Below are 19,469 nucleotides of genomic sequence, written 5' to 3'. Positions count from 1 at the left end.
AGCTCCGTTGGTTGTTTTTTTAGGAATGAGTGGTGGTGTTCTTCAGGCGACCGAAGCTCGATGGCTTTCGAGCCCGGGACGGAAGCTCAAGCTCGCCGTTTTCCACGCGTTTGCGCAGGTACTGGTAGGTCTGCAGCGCTTGGCTCCACATGTGCTCGCCAATCGCCAGCGCCTCGTAATCCCCGGCATCCTTGGCGAAAGCCGGCAGCGGTTTGATCAGCGTGTGATAGTCGCAGGCGTAGAACAGCGGGAAGCTGTAGCGCTCCTGAGCGACCTTGCGCACCCGGTGGGCAGTGGCGACAAAGGCCCCTGCGGTCATGACTTCCAGCATGTCACCGATGTTCACCACGAACGCACCGGGCATTGGCGGTGCGTCGACCCACTGTCCCTGATCATTGAGCACCTCCAGCCCCGGTTGATCGGCGTGCAGGATGGTGAAGCACTCGTAGTCGGTATGTGCGCCAATGCCCGGGGCATCCACGGCTTCGGCGTCGAAGGGGTAATGGATCAGTCGCAGCTTGGAGGGCGGGCGAGTCACCAGCGCATCGAAGTAGCCCTCCTTCAGCCCCAGGGCCAAGGCGAAGCCATCGAACAGCCGGCGGCCTAGAGAGAACACCGCCTGATAGTAGTTTTGTACCGCGCCCTGAAAGCCCGGCACGTCGGGCCAGTGGTTCGGCCCCAGCAGCGGCGTACGGTTGAGGAACAGAGGGTCATCCACTGACACTTCGAAGCCGATGTCGAAGGCCTCTTTATGATCCGGCTTGCCCTTGGAATACACCTCCTCACCTTCGGGCACGAAACCTTTATGGCTTTGCGAGGCGCCGATGTAGTGGCGCATCTTGGCTTCCAGCGGCTGCGCAAAATAGTCCCTGGCCGCCTGGCGCAGGCCCTCGATCAGCGCCGGATCGATGCCATGCCCGGTGATGTACAAAAAGCCCACATCGCTGGCGGCGCGGCCCAGTTGCTCGGCCACTGCCAGGCGGTGCTCCAGCTCGATACTGAAGAGTCCGGCGATGCTCACCACCGGGATGCTGTTGAAGTTGGCCTGGGTTGACGAAGTATTACTCATGGCGGGTCCCTTCACGGGTGAAACGGTCGAAGTGTTCGCGCTCGGTGCGGGCCATCCACTGGTTCAAGGTCCAGAGGTCGGCCACCGGCATGTTGGTGAAGGGCAAGTGATGCAGATAACCGTCGGCACCGAACTCCGGCGTCAGGGTGCTGACCGAATAGCCGCGCTGAAGCTGAGAGGTCCAGATGGCCTCCCAGTGGCGCTGATGAAACGCCAGTTCACGGGCATATTCCGGAGCGGCGGGATGGGGGACTTGCGGGCCCTGGTCATAGCCGACCCGGGCCTGAATGTGATGCACACGCTCGACGAAGGTCGAAAGATCGTCGGCCGGGTCGTCCAGCAATCGCTCACAGCACACCACCCAATGACTGATGTCACTGGTGAAACGCAGTCCCGGCAGTTGGCGAATCAGTTCCAGGGTCACCCAAGGGCTGTATAGGGAACGGGCGCGATGAGTCTCGAAACTGCAGAGCACCCCATGCCTGGCGGCCAGTTCCATGGCCTGGCCGAAGAACTCGACCTGCAAGGCCTGCGGCCAGCGGTCGTTGCCTGCCAGCAGATTGACGAAACGTGGGGTCAGCTCCGTGGCCCACCCCAGCTTGCGATCAATGTCGGCCAAGTGTTGGGCGGGTGTGGCGTTCTGGTCGGGCAATACATCGTAAGCACTGAACAGCGTGCAGATATAGGGAACCTGATTGCTGCGCAGGAAAGCGCCGAACTCGCCACGCTCATCGGCCTGCAGCGGCAGGCGTGCTTCGAGGCCATCGAAGCCGGCGGCGAGCAGTTCATCCAGGGCCTGAGCCTTGCTGGCGGTATAGCCCCATAACGTGCGGAAAATTTCTAGCTTCATGCATTCCTCTCGGCTGCGTCAGGCCGCCCGCTGTCTGGGCTGGCGTTACTGGGCAGTCGAAAGAAGTTGCTGCGGGCCGCTGCTCTGATGGCTGCGGTCCCGTGTGACGAATCCTAAGGCTACGGCGACAAACGATTGAATAGGCTGCAGCAAATAGTTAGTTCAGAAATTCATGAACTAACGCTGGCGAGTTTCCTCGTGGGAACAGTGATGCGCAACACCTCGTCCCTTCAGCGTAGATTCGCTACTATGTTTGCCCCGCTTTCCTTGTTTGCGGATTTCTTCATTCTGGAGCCCGAATGCCTAGTCAAAAGGACATCGCCGCCGAAAGCGGTGCACCGATGATTCCAGAACAGCGCCGTGAATTGATGCTGCGCCAGTTGCGTAAGCATCAGGTGCTGAGCGTTCATCAACTGATGGAAATGTTCGACTGTTCGCACATGACCATCCGCCGCGATATCGCGCTGCTGGAACAGGAAGGTCGTGCCTACTCGGTAACCGGTGGCGTGCGAATCGCCAGCCAGCTGCACAGCGAACCGAGCCATCAGTTCAAGGCGGTGGTCGAGTTGCCGCAGAAGCAGGCGATGGCCAAGCTGGCCGCGCGGCTACTGCATGCCGATATGACGGTTTATCTGGATGCGGGAACGAGCACGCTGGAGATCGTCCCGTACATCAAGGCATTGTCGGGCATGACCGTGGTGACCAACGATTTCGGGATTGTCCAGGCGCTGATCGATGCGCCTCAGGTCACGGTGATTCACACCGGTGGGCAATTGGATCACTCCAATCAATCGTGCGTGGGCGGTCTGGCGGTGGCCACTTTGCGGCAGATCGTCACCGATATTGCCTTCATCTCCACCAGTTCGTGGGATTTGCTTCGCGGCCTTACCACACCTTCGGCGCTGAAGGTGGAGGTCAAGCAGGTCGCGATGCAATCGGCCTCGCAAGTGGTGCTGGTGGCCAGCAGTTCGAAGTACGGCACGTTCAGCATGTACAGAATCGCCGGGCTCGAGCAGTTCGACATTATCCTCAGCGACGATGCGCTGACCCCTGCCGCGGCCGATAGCATCCGCAAGCAGGGTGTGGAACTGCTGTTGCCCGGCGATAACAACGTGTAAGGCGTTTAGCGCGCCTCCCAGTCACGCAACCACTGCAAGCCGGCCGACGTGTTGCCACGGGGCCGGTACTCGCACCCTACCCAGCCGTCATAACCCAACTGGTCAATCAATTCGAACAGATAGGGATAGTTGACTTCTCCCTGGTCCGGCTCGTGTCGATCCGGCACGCCGGCGATCTGGATATGACCGATTCCGTCGAAGTCCCGACGCAGTTTAGTGGCCAGGTCACCTTCGACGATCTGGCAGTGGTAACAGTCGAACTGAACCTTCAGGTTACTGGCGCCCACTTCCTTGCAGATGGCCTGGGCCTGGTCCTGGCGATTGAGGAAAAAGCCCGGCATGTCCCGCGTATTGATCGGTTCCAGCAGCACCGTGATCCCGGCCTTGGCTGCCTGCGCGGTGGCGTAAGCCAGGTTCTCCAGGTACACACCGTGATGGCGTGGGCGATCATTTTCCGAGGGCAGCAACCCGGCCATCACATGGATGCGCGTGTTGCCCAGCACCGCGGCGTATTCCAGCGCGCGATCAAAACCGCTACGAAATTCATTCTCCCGGCCTGGCAACGACACCGTGCCCCGCTCGCCCGCGGCCCAATCGCCGGGAGGTGCGTTGAACAGTGCCTGCACCAGGCCGTTGTCACTCAAGCGCTGCTTGAGTTCCTGCGCGGTGTAGTCATAGGGAAACAGGTACTCCACCGCTTCGAAACCATCGGCGGCAGCGGCGGCGAAACGATCCAGAAACTCATGTTCCGGATAGAGCATGCTGAGGTTGGCAGCAAAACGAGGCATGGTAACTCCTATATCTGTTTTTTGTAGGAGCCAGGCTTGCCGGCGAAGGCGCTCTCAAGGACGCCTTCGCCGGCAAGCCGTGCTCCTACAGGTGTTCGATCGCGTCGACGATTTTCGTTAGACAAACGGCCAGATCAGCAAGGTAATACCGAAACCCAACGTGCCGAGCAAGGTGGTCAACACCGTCCAGGTGCGCAAGCCATCGGCAACGTTCAGCCCGGAGAGTTTGGTGAAGATCCAGTAACCGGCATCATTGATATGGGACATGGCCAACCCGCCACCGCCCATGGCCAGGCACAACAGTGCCATGTGGTTTGCCGTGAGATTGAGGGTCGCGATCAATGGGCTGATGATGCCGGCGGTGGTCACCAGCGCCACCGTGGTCGAGCCCTGCACCGCACGCAACAACATGGTCAGCAGAAAGCCCAGGGCGAGTACCGGCAGACCGGTGGTACGCAGCATATCGGAGACCACCGCGCCGATTCCGGTATCCACCAGCACCTTGCCGAACACACCGCCGGCACCGGCAATCAGAATCACCATGGCCACGCCAGGCAAGGCCGAGCCGATCACGTCGGACACCTGAGTACGGCTCCAGCCCCGACGCGAACCCAGCAACCAGGCACACAGCAAGGTATCGATCAGCAGCGCCACCAGCGGCGCGCCGAGCACGGTCATGATGCCGCGCAGGACCGAGTCGGCAGGCAGCAGCGAGGTGGACAGCGTCCCCAGCAGAATCAGAATGATCGGCAACACAATCAGGCTGACGATCAGGCCAAAACCCGGTGGCGGTGCCGGCGGCAGTTTGGAAACGATGCTGCTGGTGGCTTCTTCCAGACCCATGTGCGACACGGCCACGGCCGCGCGCTCAGTACTCTTGTCATTGCCATTGGACCAGGCGGCCAGATCCTCGTTGGTGACATGCGGGCCATAGACTTCGGCACGAATATCGTCGGTCATCGGGTACACCCGACGAGTCATGCGTCCGGCCACACGGTAGCCGACATAGCAAAGGAACGCGGTGATCGGCAGACCGAACATCAGCACGCGACCGAGGTCGGCGCCCAACTGGCTGGCGGCCGCTACCGCACCCGGATGGGGTGGCAGGAAAGCATGTACGGTCAACAATGCAGCGCACATCGGCAGCGCGAACACCAACAGCGGCTTACGCGCACTGCGAGCGACGCCATAAGCCAGCGGCATCAGGATGATCACGCCGACCTCGAAGAACACCGGCACCCCGACCATGAAACCGGCAATCGTCAGCGCCAGCGGCGTGCGTCGATTGCCGAAACGGGTAATCAGCGTCTTGGCCAGCGCCTCGGCACCGCCGGAGAGTTCGATGATCCGCCCGATCATCGCGCCCAGGGCAATGATGATCGCGATATGGCCCAGGGTCTTGCCCATGCCGCCTTCGATGGTGGCGACCAGATCGGCCGGTTTCACCCCGGCCACCAGCGCCACCAGAATGCTCACCAGCATCAAGGCCACAAACGGCTGGAACTTGTACTTGAGCACCAGAAACAACAACAGAGCGATCCCTAGCCCCGCTGTAACCATCAAGATTAACGGGCTCATTTCAACAGCCCTCCGCACCGGGTGAGCGCAAGGGTTGCGCAACCGGATCTGAAACTGCCGCAGTTAAGGTGAGTCATGCCTGGATGTCCTCTTGTTATTGTATTTTCAGGCAAGCCGGGGTCGTTGGGCGTCGCTGCGCGTATACCGAACAGGGCCTGCTTTATCGATCTGCTGTGATCTATTGTGTTAAGGGATCAGCGCTCTACCAGTGCGCGCCAAAGGTTTCTCGCAGCTCGTCCAGCGCTGCCTGATCGAGCGGTTCGGGCCTGGGATTGCTCATCAGCCACAGCCGCGCAGTTTCCTCGAGTTCTTCCAGGGCATAGCTGGCCCTGGAAACCGAGCCCTCCCAGACCACCGGACCCAGCCGTTCGAGCATCACGCCGCGAACGCTGTTGGCCAGCTGCGCGACCTGTTCGGCAACCTTCGGCGAACCGGGGCGCTGATAGCCAATCAATGGGATATGCCCGACTTTCATCACTTGATACGGCGTCAGTGGCGGCAGGATGTCGTCCGGCCGCCAGACGCCTGCCAGCGTCAACGCCACCAGATGGGTGGAATGGGTATGCACCACGCCACCGACGCTCGGGTTGCGGTCGTAGACCTGGCGATGCAAGGCCAGGGTTTTCGAAGGCTTGTCACCGGATACCCATTCGCCGGCCAGATTGACCTTGGCGATGGTCGCCGGGTCGAGGCGCCCGAGGCAGACATCGGTCGGTGTGATCAACCAGCCGTCGTCCAGCCGTGCGCTGATGTTGCCGGCGCTGCCGACGGTGTAACCGCGTTCATAAAGGCTGCGGCCAACGTCGCAGATTTCTTCGCGCAGGGCGTTTTCGTTGCTCATTGCGCAGCTCCTGCCTGAGCCAGTTGCTTCAGCGCTTTGCTGAAGAAATCCCGACCACCGAAGTTGCCCGATTTGAGCGCCAGGGCCAGTGGCTCATCCGTGCTGCTGACCGTTGCCGGCACACCCGGATCGATCTGTGCGCCGATCTGCAGCAGTTGCACCCCCAGTGCCTGAACCACGGCGCCCGAGGTTTCACCGCCGGCGATCACGAAGCGTCGCACGCCACTCTGGCGCAGACCTTCGGCAATTTCGCCAAACGCGTTTTCCACCAGACTGCCAGCCTGTTCGACGCCCAGTTTGTGTTGCACTGCCTTGACCTCATCCGGTGAGCTGGTGGCGTAGATCAATACGGTTTCTGCATTGTCCCTGGCGAAGGCCAGGGCCTGGGCGACCACCGGTTCCCCGGCAGCCAGGGCCAGCGGATCAATCCGCAGCGCTGGCCGACCGGCTTCGAGCCAGGCCGCCACTTGTCCATTGGTCGCGATCGAAGCGCTACCGGCCAACACCACTTCACCGCCGGACACCGCCGGGAGTTTCGAGGCATCGAGGTCGCGCAACTTGCCGGCGCGACGGAAGTTTTCCGGCAAGCCCAGGGCCAGCCCCGAGCCGCCAGTCAGCAACGGCAGGTCGGCGCAGGCGGTGCCGAGGGTGTACAGATCCTGGTCCGACAAGGCATCGGCAATCGCCATGCCGACACCTTGAGCCCGCAGTTCGACGATGCGCCCGCGTACCTTTTCGGCCCCTTGGGCAATGGTGTCGTAGCGCAACAGGCCGACGTTCAGGCTGGTTTGCGATTGCAGCACCCGAACCAGGTTGGCATCGGTCATCGGCGTCAGTGGATGATGCTGCATGCCCGACTCGCTGAGCAGTTGATCCTGCACGAACAAGTGACCGCGAAAGATCGTCCGGCCATTCTCCGGGAACGCCGGGCACGCCAGGGTGAAGTCGCCGCCCAGCGCCGCCAGCAGTGCTTCGCTGACCTGGCCGATATTGCCGGCCGCGGTGGAATCGAACGTCGAGCAGTACTTGAAGAAGATCTGCTCGCAGCCTTGCTCACGCAGCCAGGCCAGCGCCGCGAGGGACTGTTCGACCGCTTCGGCGACTGGAATGGTGCGCGACTTCAGGGCAATGACGATCGCATCGGCGTCGAGCCCGGCAGCCACTTCGCTGCTCGGAATGCCGATGCTTTGCACGGTGCGCATACCGCCGCGTACCAGCATGTTGGCAAGGTCCGTGGCACCGGTGAAATCGTCGGCGATGCAACCCAGCAACGGGCGTGCAGTGGTTGTGTTCATTGGGCGTTCCTCAAACCGGCTCAGTCTTGGCAGTCGGCAACTCGATGCCGGGGAAAATCTTGATCACCGCCGAGTCGTCTTCACGACCGAAACCGGCGCTGGAAGCCTGCATGAACATTTGATGGGCGGTAGCCGACAGCGGCAGCGGAAATTTGCTGGCCCGTGCGGTATCCAGTACCAGGCCCAGGTCCTTGACGAAAATATCCACCGCGGACAACGGCGTGTAATCGGCCTTGAGAATGTGCGGCACGCGGTTTTCGAACATCCAGGAGTTACCGGCGCTGTGGGTGATCACCTCGTACAGCGCATCGGCATCGACCCCTTCCCGCAGGCCCAGCGCCATGGCCTCGGCAGAGGCTGCGATGTGCACCCCGGCGAGCAACTGGTTGATGATCTTGACCTTCGAACCCAGGCCATGGCTGTCGCCCAGGCGATAGACCTTGCCGGCCATGCCTGCAAGCACCGCTTCGGCCTTGGCGTAAGCATCGGCCGGGCCCGACGTCATCATGGTCATCTCACCAGCAGCCGCCTTGGCCGCGCCACCGGAAATCGGCGCATCCAGATACAGCAAGCCTTGTGCGGCCAGGCGCTGGCCCAGCTCCACGGCGAAGGTCGGTGCCACGGTGGCGCAACCGATCACCAGGCTGCCAGGGCGCAGCGCAGCGACAGCGCCGCCTTCACCAAACAATACGGTTTCGGTCTGCTCGGCATTCACTACCACCGTGATGATCACGTCGCACTCGGCGGCCATGTGTGCGGGCGAAGAACACGCCACGCCCCCCTCGCCGGCAAACTGCTCCGTGACTGCCGCGCGTACATCGCAGGCATGCACATTGAAACCGCTGCGCAGCAGCGAGCGGGCAATGCCCAGACCCATCGCGCCCAGACCGACAACACCGACATTCTTGTTATTCATGGGGTACTCCTGAGGAAAGCAGTGGTGGATGGATCGCCCGGCAAAATGGCAGCCACGATCGCTTGACACTGGTTGAGCAGATAATCCCCCAATGAACAGATTATGTGAAGTATTTTTTAAAATAACATTTTTTAACATCGGCGAAGTGTTCACGCCCGTAGCCCCGTGGGGGAAAGTCAGATTGCCATCAGGCGACCTTGCAAAAACACCATGACCGTCTAAGTTCAAGACTAGCTTCACAGGCACAATCAACCGCCCATCAACCAGCCCCTCAGGCGAGAGAGTCTATTGACCTAAAACACACCAGACGCTGCTTTTGATAACTGACACGGAATCAGTCAAAAATAACAAGAGGGATGCTTGATGAAGCGCAGCCGTGGGTATCGTGCGTTCTCGCAAAGAGGGCCAGCCGGGCATTTTTGGCTGTCATTGTTTTGCTTCTCCGGCCTGGTGATCGCCAGCTTCTTGTTGTTCGAACAACAGATCCAGGACTTCCTGGCTCATCTCAACCTGTACCTGCCCTCGACCCCCTCCCAGAAATTCAACCTGGCGCTATTGCTGATCACCCTGCTGGCGCTAGACGTGGTGCTGCCGGTGCCTTCGAGCATGGTCGCGCTGCTGGCCGTGGCGATGCTCGGCAGTCTCGGCGGCTATCTGGTGATTTTCATTGGCCTTTGCCTGGGGGCCGGGCTGGGTTATGCGCTGGGCGCCGGCTATTTCCGCCTGCTGTCCAGCCGCCTGGGCCTGCATCAGCGCCAACCGGGGCAACTGGCGTATCGGTTGGGCACGCTGTCGTTGATCTGCCTGCGCGGCGTGCCGGTATTGGCGGAAACCTCGGTGGTGGCCGCCGGCATGCAACGTTATCCGCTGCGCGCGTTTGTGCTGGTCACGACCCTGGCCAATGCCGGCCTGGCACTGGCCTACAGCGCCATCGGCACCTTCCTCGTCGAGCAGAATGCGCTGCTGGTGACCCTCCTCGCCAGCATGGTATTGCCCGGGCTGTTTATCGCCGGGTACAGCCTGCTCAAGACCTTGCGCAAACAAGTCGCTGAGCAACCACTGCACGGGCGCTTCGAGGTCAGTTACGACTACCCGGTGGTGTTCACCGATCACCTGTTCGATCCGCTCAACCCCTGCCTGCACCGCCAGCTCACTGCACGACTCACCCCACAGCACCGGGGCCCGGTGACGGTGCTGGTGTTCGCTGATGAACAACTGTTGCAATGCGCTCCACAACTGCTGGAACAGATCGATGCCTACTTTGCCGTCCATGCGGCGGATCTGCATTTGCAGGCGGCGCCGATTGCGGTTCCGGCCGGCGAACTGAGCAAGGATTCACAGGTGTTGCAGCAGCTGTACACCGACATGCTGCAGCATGGGCTGGACCGGCATTGTTATGTCTTGGCCCTGGGGGGTGGCGCGGTGCTGGATGCGGTGGGCTACGCCTGCGCCACCTTCCATCGCGGTATTCGCCTGATTCGTATCCCGAGTACGGTGCTGGCGCAGAACGACGCCGGTATCGGTGTGAAAAACGGCATCAATGCCTTCGGCCAGAAAAACCTGCTGGGGGCCTTCTACCCCGCCACTGCGGTGATCAACGACTTCCAGCTGCTGACCAGCCTGACTCGCCGCGACCAGATCGCCGGGCTGGCGGAGGCGGTAAAGGTGGCGCTGATCAAGGACCAGGCGTTTTTCCAATGGATGGAGCAACAGGCCGACGCCCTCGCCCACTTCGATCACCCGGCCAGCCGCTACGCCATTCGCCGCTGCGCCGAACTGCACCTGGCGCACATCACCGGTGCCGGCGACCCCTTCGAGCGCGGCAACGGGCGACCACTGGATTATGGGCACTGGGCCGCGCACAAACTGGAAAATCTCAGTCACCACCGGCTGCGCCATGGCGAAGCCGTGGCGGTGGGCATGGCCCTGGATGGGCTCTATGCCAATGCCCTGGGGCTGTTGAGCGATGTCGACACTGAACGTGTGCTGAGCCTGTTGCTCAAGCTCGGTTTCAACCTGTGCCCAGCGGAACTGACCTTGAAAGATACCCAAGGGCGCTCACAGGTTTTGCTCGGGCTGGAGGAGTTCCGTCAGCACTTGGGCGGGCAACTTTCCATCCCCATGCTCAGCCGGATCGGCGAATCGGTGGACCTACATGAAATCGATGCCGCGCGGATGGAGCAGGCGCTGCAGCGGCTGGCCACCCGCAGCGGTTCGGCGCTCACCCTGAGCGAAGGCTGCGTGCAATGAGCCAGACACCGCTGAACCTGAAGACCTGGATGACCCTGGGCCGGGTATCCAACTTACCCACGGTGTGGACCAACACCCTCGCCGCCGCCCTGCTGGCCAGCAGCGCCGGTGCCCTGGCGCCGCCGTCGTCGCTGGTGTGGATCCTGCTGCTGGCCGCACTGTCGCTGCTGTATCTGGCTGGCATGTTGCTGAATGACCTGCTGGACGCCGACTGGGACCAACAACACCATAACCCCCGCCCCATCACTCTGGGCCTGGTCAGTCGACAACAGGTGGGGCTGGCCACTGCGCTGTTGCTGATATTGGCCATCGCCTCGGTGCTGGGCCTGAGCCGGTTGATCGACCAGCCGCAGTGGCTGCTGGGCAGCGCCACCCTGCTGGTCGGCTGCATCCTCGGCTACAACCTGCTGCACAAGAAATACGCCCACAGCGTCTGGTTGATGGGCGCCTGCCGCTCGGCGCTCTACCTCACGGCGGCGGCCAGCCTGGCAGTGCCACCGGAACCGATCTGGCTGTGCGCCATTTTGCTCGGCGTCTACATCAGCGGCCTGACTTACCTCGCCCGCCAGGAACACCGCAATCAACTGCTCAGCCGTCTCCCGCTGATTCTGATGCTGAGCCCGTTGGCCCTGACGGTCTATTCCAACAACTTCTGGTTTTGGCCGGTGCTGTTGCTCTGGCTTGGCTGGCTGGGCTGGCACTACTGGCACCACCTGGCCAACCCGCAGCAACGGCAGGTTCGCGCGTTTATCGGCGCTGGCCTGGCGGCGCTGCCACTGTTCGATGCCCTGGTGCTGGCCGTGGCCAACCAGCCTCTGGGTAGCCTGTTATGTGTCTTGGTGTTTTTCCTGCTCCCCCACTTTCAGCGCTGGATCAAACCGACATGAACATGGACGTCACTGCGCCGCCATCGGTGGCCCTAGAAATGCGCCACGACTGCCTCGCCGAACAACGCCGGGCCTTCACCCAACAGCTCGATGACGCCGAGCTGCAGTGGTGGCGCCAGGTACAGGAACGGCTTGCCCAACGCCCGGACGCCAATACCGCTGCGCTCTTGAGCAGCCAGTGCAAACGCAGCCTCAAGGAACATGCACTGCCCAATGGTGCCGGCTGGAGCAACGTCCAATTGGCGCGGGCATTGTTGCTGGCTCAGGTACTGGAGCAACAGCCAATCGCCGGGCAACTGCCCTTGCTACGCCAGTTGTTTCTGTGGGGCGACGATCAGGAAAAAATCGCCACCCTGAAGGCCTTCGACTGGCTCGATAGCCGTGGGCTGTGCGTGGAGTTGGCGTTGCAGGCCGGGCGCACCAGTAACAGCCAGGTGTTTGCCGCCCTCGCCCTGGACACCCTCTACCCGTCGCGTCACTACAGCGAACGGGCCTTCCACCAACTGGTGCTCAAAGCACTGGGCATGGGGCTCGACGTACGACGCCTGATCGGTCTGACGCAACGACACAGCGTCACCCTCAACCAGTTGGCCCTCGACCTGCTGGACGAACAGCTCGCCGCCGAACGAACAGTGTCTGCCGGGCTGCCCCGGGTGATTGCCTTCAACCTGCTCAACCCGGCGCAACACCAGCGCCTGATCGGCCTGAATCAGCAGCAACGCCTGCCGCCGGAATGGCGTGACTACTTGGCCGGCACCTCACCGAACTGATGCTCAACAACCCCCTCCCCTTGACGAGGATTCACCATGCTCAAGTACTTCGACCCGCATATTCATATGGTCAGCCGCACCACCGATGACTACCAGAACATGGCCGCCGCCGGCATCACCGGGGTGATCGAACCGGCCTTCTGGCAGGGCCAGGCGAGGACCAGCGTCGGCAGCTTCATCGACTACTTCGACACCCTGTTGGGCTGGGAGCGCTTTCGCGCCAGCATGTTCGGCATCCATCACTTCTGCACCATCGGCCTCAATCCCAAGGAGGCCAATGATCTGTCGGTGGCCAACGAGGTGCTGGAGATTTTGCCGCGCTATCTGGTGAAAGACGGCGTGGTGGCGGTCGGCGAAATCGGCTACGACGACATCACGCCCGAGGAAGACCGTTTTCTCGCCGCGCAACTGGAGCTGGCCAAGCAATTCAATTTGCCGGTGCTGGTGCACACCCCGCACCGCGACAAGATCGGTGGCACCAAACGCACCCTGGCGGTGATCCGTGAAGTGGGGATTGCCGAGCACCTGGTGATCATCGACCACCTCAACGAACTGACCCTGCCGCTGGTGCTGGACAGCGACTGCTGGCGCGGTCATTCGATCTACCCCAACACCAAGATGTCGGAACAGCGCATGGTCGCCCTGTTGCAGGAATATGGCACTGAGAAAATGGTGGTCAACAGCGCCGCCGACTGGGGCATCAGCGATCCGCTCAAAGTGCCGAAAACCGGCCAGGCAATGCTGGCAGCCGGCTTCAGCGAGGGCCAGGTGGAACAGGTGCTGTTCCACAACCCGGTGGACTTTTTTGCCCAAAGCGGCCAACTGGACAAAGCCGTGGTCAGCACCCCGCTGCCCATCGATCAGCGTCGGCAGTGGCAGGACAATTCCGCGCTGCGCGGGCAGGAACCGGTGATCAAATGAATGCCGGCACGGGTTGGGCTGCCGCGCAGCTCGGTTATTGCAGCAACGTGCACCCGACCCGTGACCTGGCCGGGCTACGGTCATCCATCGAACAGCACTTTCAGGGCGTGCGAACACTGCGCGGACTGAACGAGCAGGACAGCGGACTGTGGATCAGCGCCCTCGCCGCGGCCGAACTGCAGCAGATGTCGGCTCGCACGGACTTCCTGAACCTGTTGCAACGCAGCGGCCTACGCCTGACCTCGCTGAACGGCTTTCCCTACGGCCAGTTTCATCAGGGCGCGGTGAAAGCCGAGGTCTATCTGCCCAGTTGGGCCGACCCTAAACGGCTGACTTACAGCCTGAATCTGGCCCGGGTCCTCGCGGATGCCTTGCCGGCGGACTGTGATCAAGGAGTGATTTCTACTGTGCCGCTGGGCTATGCCGCCAGCTGGAGTCCGGAGTTACAGCAGCGTGCCGAGCATCAGTTGCGCCAGCTCACTGCCTCACTGGCGAGGCTGCATCGGGAGACGGGCAAGAAGATCGTGTTCTGCCTGGAGATGGAGCCGGACTGCGTATTGGAAAATACCGACCAGGCCATCGCTTTCTTCCGCGACTGCCAAGCCATGGACCCGCACCATGAGTATTTGGCGCTGTGTTTTGATGTCTGCCACCAGGCCGTGATGTTTGAAGACTGTTATCAGTCGCTGCACAGGCTGCGCGAGGCCCGGGTGCCCGTCGGCAAGATTCAGTTGTCCAACGCATTGATTTGTCGCCTGCCCCAAGACGATAACCGGCGCGAACACGTGCTCAAGACCTTGAGCGACTTTGCCGAAACCACCTACCTGCATCAAGTGAAAGCTCGCGATGCGCAGGACCGGTTATTGGCCTGGGCGGACCTTCCCGCCGCCCTCGACGATTGCGCTAAGCGCCCAGGGCAATACCCCGAGCTGAGGATTCATTTCCACATTCCGCTGTTCAGCGAACACTTGCTGTTGCCTGAGCTAAGCGGCAGTCAGATCGCCCTGTCGCAGACCTTCGACTTTCTCGCAGACCATGCAGATTTTCGTCCCGTGCTGGAAGTGGAAACCTACAGTTGGGGCGTCTTGCCCGCCACGCTTCAACCCACTACCGAGCACGCCCAACTCCAGGGAATCGCCGCCGAACTGCACTGGGTCGAAGATCAATTGCGGCAGCGACAATTGCTGCAATCCCAAGTGCGGGAGGCGTACGCCGATGCCCTCTGATCACCCGCGTCAACCGCTGCTGCTGATCAACGTGGTGGGGCTGACACCGGCGCTGCTGGGGCCGGCAACGCCGCACATCAATGCCCTGCTGAAAACGGCAAAAATGGCCAGCCTGCAACCGGTGTTTCCGGCCGTCACGTCTACGGTGCAGGCCTCGATCCTTACCGGTCTGCCGCCGTCGGAGCATGGCATCGTCGGCAATGGCTGGTACTTTCGCGATCAGGCCGAAGTACGTTTCTGGCTGCAACCCAACGCACTGATCCAGGGTGAAAAAGTCTGGCAGGCGCTCAAGCGAGAGATTCCCGGGTTTCGCTGCAGCCAGTTGTTCTGGTGGTACAACATGTATGCCGACGTGGATGCCGCCATCACCCCGCGCCCTCACTATCCGGCCGATGGTCGCAAAATGTTCGGCCTGTATTCGTCACCGGCATCGTTGCACGAGCGTATTGAGCAGCAGATTGGCGAGTTCCCCTTTCCAAGCTTCTGGGGGCCGGCGACCGGCATCGCGTCGAGCCGCTGGATCGTCGATTGCGCCATCGCCGAATTCCAGCTCGATCGACCTGACCTGCAGTTGGTCTACCTGCCGCATCTCGACTACAGCCTGCAACGTCTGGGCCCCGATCATCCGTCGATTGCCGACGAGGTGCGGGCCATCGACAGTGAAGTGGGTCGCCTGCTGACTTTTGCCCAGGAGCAAGGCGCGGCGGTGATGCTGTTGTCCGAATACGGGATTGAAGCGGTACAGCAATCCGTATCGATTAACCGGCTGTTGCGCTCGGACGGTTTGTTGCAGGTCCGCCAATCCCTGACCTGGGAATTGCTCGACCCCGGCGCCAGTGCGGCCTTTGCCGTGGCCGATCATCAGATTGCGCATGTCTACGTGAAACAGGCGCAAGACATCCCTCGGGTCAAAGCGTTGTTGCAGCGCCAACCCGGCATCGAGCAGGTGCTGGATAAAGCCGAACAACGGGCCTGGCAACTCGATCATCCGCGCAGCGGCGAGCTGGTGACCGTGGCCTCGGCGGGCTACTGGTTCGATTACTACTACTGGTTCGACTATCGCAAGGCACCCGACTTTGCCCGCACCGTGGACATCCATCGCAAGCCCGGCTACGACCCGCTGGAGCTGTTCATCGACCCCGCCATTCGCTTCCCCAAACTGAAAGTGGCGCGCCGTCTGTTGCAAAAAAAACTCGGCTTTCGCTACTACATGGACCTGATTCCGCTGGACACCGGTCTGGTCCGCGGCAGCCATGGCCGCCTGCCCGACAGCGAGAACACCGGCCCGCTGCTCATCACCAATTGCGATCTGCCGTTGCCGCAGCATCTTGCGGCCACGGCCGTGAAGCAACTGCTCCTGGAACACTTCCTGGGGCATTCACACACCGACCCGGCCAATGCCAAGGAGCTTCCATGCGGCGAGCCATTTCCATAACAGTTCTGAGTGCCTTGGCCGGTTTGGCTCAGGCTCAGAGCACAAACACCTTCGACTGCAGCAACTTCCTGCAATTTGGAATCAGTGCCGACCAGACCCGTACGGCGTTCAACAAGCACCCCGAGACCATGGCCTGGAACTGGTTCGTCTGCCTGAACCAGCCCGACGCCCAGGGTTACAACCGCGTGTGGGAGTCGTTCAAGCCTTCCGACCAGGTCTACCTGGCCAATGGCGTCAACCCTGGCTCGTATGACAGCCGCATGAAGCCGCCGGACGAGGTGCTCAAGCAAGCCAAGGCCCTGGGGCTGGACGCGAACCGTCTGCTGCACAACCTCAATGCCACGCAGCAGGTCGACGGGATGAGCCTGGAAATGGGCGGTACCGTCGTGCCTGAGGCACAGCGAGGCCAAGTCGTGCGCTTTCAACTGCTGATGTCCCAGGACACTTATAACTACATCGTCAAGAATAATGTCTACAACGTAGATGGCCAGGAGGCCCTGACGAGCAACCTGAACTTTCCCGCCACGGCCTGGGAATTGAAAGCCGCCTGGCTGTGGATCGGCGCGGACATGGACTACAAGAAGAAGCTGGAGAACGACGGCTACTACACCGCCCAGGCCTATTACCAGCAGGGCACCGACTACAGGGTCGGCTATGCGGCGTTGAGTGGCTTGCATGTGGTCAACAAACTGGACTCCAGCTGGGTCTGGACCACCTTCGAGAACGTCAACAACAGAAAGTACACCGTGACCAAGGGCCACCCGCCCCGGCCGATGACAAACAGCACCGGACCGACATCGGATGCCATACCGGTCAATACGCAGTTCCAGGCCAACAACCCGACGCTGTCGAAATACGAGTTGATCGGCGTGGAATATCAACCCAAGACCCAGGTGCTGGCGAACTCGCAGCTGGAATCGGCGTTCCAGGACACCTCATCCTGCCTGGCCTGCCACGGCACCGCCGCCTACTCGAAGACCGACGGTTACTTCAATTTCGCCATCCCGACCCAGGGCGGTCTCACCTACCCCACTACACCGCTGCCGGACAAAGACTTCAACGGCTACAAAAAACTGGATTTTGTCTGGTCGCTGAAACGCGCCCAGTGGAAACGCTAAGGAGAGCACGACATGAGCGTATTGAATTTTCCCCGCATCTACCTCAACGGCCAGATGTTCTGGAACCCGCCAACAGCCAACAACAACGACATGTTCCCGCTGTATGACGCGGTGAACACGGACATCAACTGGTCGTTCATGACGCACTTCGGCATCGACCGGAACAATGCTCCCGACACCCTGATGCCATGGGCCATCTCGACGCAGTACATGGCTGGCATGCCGACCTATGTACAGCAGGTGCCAAACAATATCAATCCGAAGCATGACCCGTACATGCCCGCCGAATGGGATCTGTTTGGCGACAACGGTTGCGGCCTGGTGAACTACGGGAAAACCAAGTCGACCGTTATCGGCGGCGAAGTGCAGCCCAATAGCTACATCGATAAGGATGCACTGATCGGCGCGCAATACCACTTGCTCGGCAGCCCCCTGGGCAGCAATACCCCGACCGCGGCGCGCTTCGTGGATATCAGCCCATGGCAGAACACCTTCACGGCGCTGTACTTCGACAAACTGGTGTTAGGGGACGCGAACTGCGGCCTGACCCTCAACCGCAAGTACCGGATGATGGACCGTTTCCTGAACTTCAGTTGGGGAGCCCTGGGTGGCCTGGTGAACGTCAGCACCACCTGGCAGACCTGCTTCCCCAAGGAGAATCTGGAATGGGCGCTCGGCAACTCGTCCCTGCTGGCCAACCTGAAGCAGCAGATGGAGCAGCAAGGGGCACAGGGCCTGATGTTCCGCTTTTGCGTCTACCTGACCTGCTATGACAAGAACGGGATATTCAACGATTACCCACAGCGCCTCGACACCCGTTCCAACAACCCGAACGTCATGGCGAAAGTGCGTGACCTCTACAGAAAGGGCTTGGACAACGTCAACGAGATTTTCTTCAATCCTGCCTACAGCCGCACCTCGGCGGTCCTGGGGCTGTGGTTCGCCGGTGAATACCCCACCGCGCCCGCCGGAAGGCGACTGGTGGCCAATGAGGCGGTGTCGATGAGCCAGCTGTATTCCCAGGAGACACAACAAGTCAAGTTGGGGGTGATTTCGGCACAGATCAACGACTACACCCTGTCACTTGACCTGGGCAATACCTTTCCGAGCTATCCCGTGGATGCCACGGCTGATATCCCCGTCCCGGAAAAATTCAATGCCGGTACCTACCATTTGGGTGCCGAGAAGGATGGAACATTCAAGCCGGCGGTCATCTTGAACTTCGCGGACTATCGGCAGTCGGCCTTCAACCAGCGCTCGGGTATCCTCGATGTTCCCCTCGATGACTATACCAAGGGTGTATTGGAATCCGGTCCCCTGATTCTACGTCGGTTGGGCCTGTACAGCGCTCCCCAGACCGTCGCCGCCACCCAGCAGACATGGACCGCCGAGGTGATCGAAAGCGGCAGCTTCATCGACGTCGGCGACTACAAGAAGCTGACCATCATGGTGCAGAACAATGGCCAGCCGGCCGCCAACACGACACTGTGGGTGGCCGAGTACAACAACCCCTACATGGTGACCAGCAGCGACTACTACCTGGCATTCAGCAACGCCGCCGACTTCACGCTGTTCTACGACAACCCGGCGGACCGCAGCAAGAACACGGCCGGTCTGCCGCAGTTCACCGACGCACCCTCGGTCGGCCTCTACCGCAGCACTGGCAGCGGCCGCCGACTGACGGACCTGCAGGACGTGCCTGAACCTTCTGGAACCCCAGTCGGTTATCAAGAGTTCCTCACTGTTTCCGGTAAACCGGTCGCGGTGAACCTGCGCCCCTGCCTGACCCTGGACAAGCCCATCGGTCGCACCGGTACGCTGAACGACGAGAAGGGCAACTCCGTCAATTACACCTATGCCGTCATCACCACCAACGCCCAAGGTATCGCTCAGATAGGCTGCAAGGCAGTCGCGCCAGGCTTCCCCACCCTGCGCTTCTTCGTGAAGGAAGGCGATAAGGATCCGACCATCCCCTTCAGCTTCCCGCTCACCGAGGCCTACGTCGACTTCCTTGCCCCGCTGCGGGTCCTGCCGCTGGACATGAAGTTGCAACAGGACTTCATCGACACCTGGAACGGCATGTGCACCTCCACGCAAGCTCCGGAAGAAATATGGAACACGTTCATCTTTCCAAAGGTGCTGCAGTCGTTCTATTACCTCTACCCCATCATGAACAAATACATGCCCCTTGATTCACGCACGCGGGTGGAGGGCGCCGTCGACCAGTTACTCATATTGATCAACAAGGACAACCAGGACGAAAGCACCCTGGCCATGCCGATCACCCGAGACCTGTCGCAAAGCCGCCGCGCCGTGCTGCAGCTGTGGGCCAAACGCCTGGTGAAACTCAACTTCCCACCCAGGAAGCTCTCCATGAGCGACTACAACGACCTTTGACGTTTCACGC

At 61.0% G+C, this 19,469-nt stretch carries 16 protein-coding genes; 9 read left to right on the top strand and 7 right to left on the bottom strand.

Going from position 1 to position 19,469, the window contains the following annotated elements:
- Positions 1-19 precede the first annotated feature (19 nt).
- Both ACZ9BB_RS08710 and ACZ9BB_RS08705 read right to left on the bottom strand, forming a co-directional pair.
- Positions 20-1,069, bottom strand: a complete 1,050-nt coding sequence (locus tag ACZ9BB_RS08710; RefSeq protein ID WP_476213404.1) for an isopenicillin N synthase family dioxygenase — start codon at positions 1,067-1,069, stop codon at positions 20-22.
- A complete protein-coding gene (locus ACZ9BB_RS08705; RefSeq protein ID WP_476213403.1) occupies positions 1,062-1,919 on the bottom strand; it encodes a sugar phosphate isomerase/epimerase family protein in 858 nt (285 codons plus the stop codon). Before ACZ9BB_RS08705 ends, ACZ9BB_RS08710 begins: the two co-directional genes overlap by 8 nt.
- Positions 1,920-2,218: 299 nt before the next feature.
- On the opposite strand from ACZ9BB_RS08705, the gene ACZ9BB_RS08700 reads away from it, so the two are divergent.
- The gene (locus tag ACZ9BB_RS08700; protein ID WP_476213402.1) at positions 2,219-3,037 is read left to right on the top strand and encodes a DeoR/GlpR family DNA-binding transcription regulator; all 819 of its coding nucleotides are present in this window, start codon (positions 2,219-2,221) and stop codon (positions 3,035-3,037) included.
- A 5-nt stretch (positions 3,038-3,042) separates the two neighbouring features.
- Here ACZ9BB_RS08700 and otnI read toward each other — a convergent pair whose 3' ends face one another.
- The 5 genes from otnI to ltnD form a co-directional block, all read right to left on the bottom strand.
- Positions 3,043-3,825 (bottom strand): 2-oxo-tetronate isomerase, encoded by a 783-nt coding sequence (otnI, locus tag ACZ9BB_RS08695; RefSeq protein WP_476213401.1) that lies wholly within the window; start codon positions 3,823-3,825, stop codon positions 3,043-3,045.
- Between the two features lie 117 nt (positions 3,826-3,942).
- Positions 3,943-5,403, bottom strand: coding sequence for a GntT/GntP/DsdX family permease (locus tag ACZ9BB_RS08690; protein ID WP_476213400.1), 1,461 nt, complete (start codon positions 5,401-5,403; stop codon positions 3,943-3,945).
- A gap of 202 nt (positions 5,404-5,605) precedes the next feature.
- Entirely contained in the window at positions 5,606-6,244 is a 639-nt protein-coding gene (gene otnC, locus ACZ9BB_RS08685) for a 3-oxo-tetronate 4-phosphate decarboxylase (protein WP_476213399.1), read from the bottom strand.
- On the bottom strand, positions 6,241-7,539 hold the full coding sequence (gene otnK, locus ACZ9BB_RS08680; RefSeq protein WP_476213398.1) for a 3-oxo-tetronate kinase: 1,299 nt from the start codon (positions 7,537-7,539) through the stop codon (positions 6,241-6,243). The genes otnC and otnK overlap by 4 nt, the downstream gene beginning before the upstream one ends.
- Before the next feature lie 10 nt (positions 7,540-7,549).
- Positions 7,550-8,455 (bottom strand): L-threonate dehydrogenase, encoded by a 906-nt coding sequence (ltnD, locus tag ACZ9BB_RS08675; protein WP_476213397.1) that lies wholly within the window; start codon positions 8,453-8,455, stop codon positions 7,550-7,552.
- 363 nt (positions 8,456-8,818) lie between these two features.
- Here ltnD and ACZ9BB_RS08670 point away from each other — a divergent pair, with 363 nt between their 5' ends.
- The 8 genes from ACZ9BB_RS08670 to ACZ9BB_RS08635 are packed head-to-tail and all read left to right on the top strand — an operon-like array spanning position 8,819 to position 19,459.
- The gene (locus ACZ9BB_RS08670) at positions 8,819-10,705 is read left to right on the top strand and encodes a 3-dehydroquinate synthase (protein WP_476213396.1); all 1,887 of its coding nucleotides are present in this window, start codon (positions 8,819-8,821) and stop codon (positions 10,703-10,705) included.
- On the top strand, positions 10,702-11,592 hold the full coding sequence (locus ACZ9BB_RS08665) for a UbiA family prenyltransferase (RefSeq protein ID WP_476213395.1): 891 nt from the start codon (positions 10,702-10,704) through the stop codon (positions 11,590-11,592). Before ACZ9BB_RS08670 ends, ACZ9BB_RS08665 begins: the two co-directional genes overlap by 4 nt.
- Entirely contained in the window at positions 11,589-12,362 is a 774-nt protein-coding gene (locus tag ACZ9BB_RS08660) for an EboA domain-containing protein (protein WP_476213394.1), read from the top strand. Before ACZ9BB_RS08665 ends, ACZ9BB_RS08660 begins: the two co-directional genes overlap by 4 nt.
- A gap of 36 nt (positions 12,363-12,398) precedes the next feature.
- Positions 12,399-13,283 carry a TatD family hydrolase gene (locus tag ACZ9BB_RS08655; RefSeq protein ID WP_476213393.1) on the top strand — a complete coding sequence of 295 codons (885 nt, stop codon included), beginning with the start codon at positions 12,399-12,401 and terminating at the stop codon, positions 13,281-13,283.
- A complete protein-coding gene (eboE, locus tag ACZ9BB_RS08650; protein WP_476213392.1) occupies positions 13,280-14,509 on the top strand; it encodes a metabolite traffic protein EboE in 1,230 nt (409 codons plus the stop codon). Before ACZ9BB_RS08655 ends, eboE begins: the two co-directional genes overlap by 4 nt.
- Entirely contained in the window at positions 14,499-15,944 is a 1,446-nt protein-coding gene (locus ACZ9BB_RS08645) for an alkaline phosphatase family protein (RefSeq protein WP_476213391.1), read from the top strand. Before eboE ends, ACZ9BB_RS08645 begins: the two co-directional genes overlap by 11 nt.
- Positions 15,923-17,062, top strand: coding sequence for a hypothetical protein (locus tag ACZ9BB_RS08640; protein WP_476213390.1), 1,140 nt, complete (start codon positions 15,923-15,925; stop codon positions 17,060-17,062). The genes ACZ9BB_RS08645 and ACZ9BB_RS08640 overlap by 22 nt, the downstream gene beginning before the upstream one ends.
- Before the next feature lie 12 nt (positions 17,063-17,074).
- Entirely contained in the window at positions 17,075-19,459 is a 2,385-nt protein-coding gene (locus tag ACZ9BB_RS08635; protein WP_305445689.1) for a hypothetical protein, read from the top strand.
- The last annotated feature ends 10 nt before the right edge of the window (positions 19,460-19,469 follow it).

The organism is Pseudomonas sp. TE3552, assembly GCF_056278945.1.
Note: the sequence above shows the minus strand (reverse complement) of the source record. Positions and strands in the feature narration are given on the sequence as shown.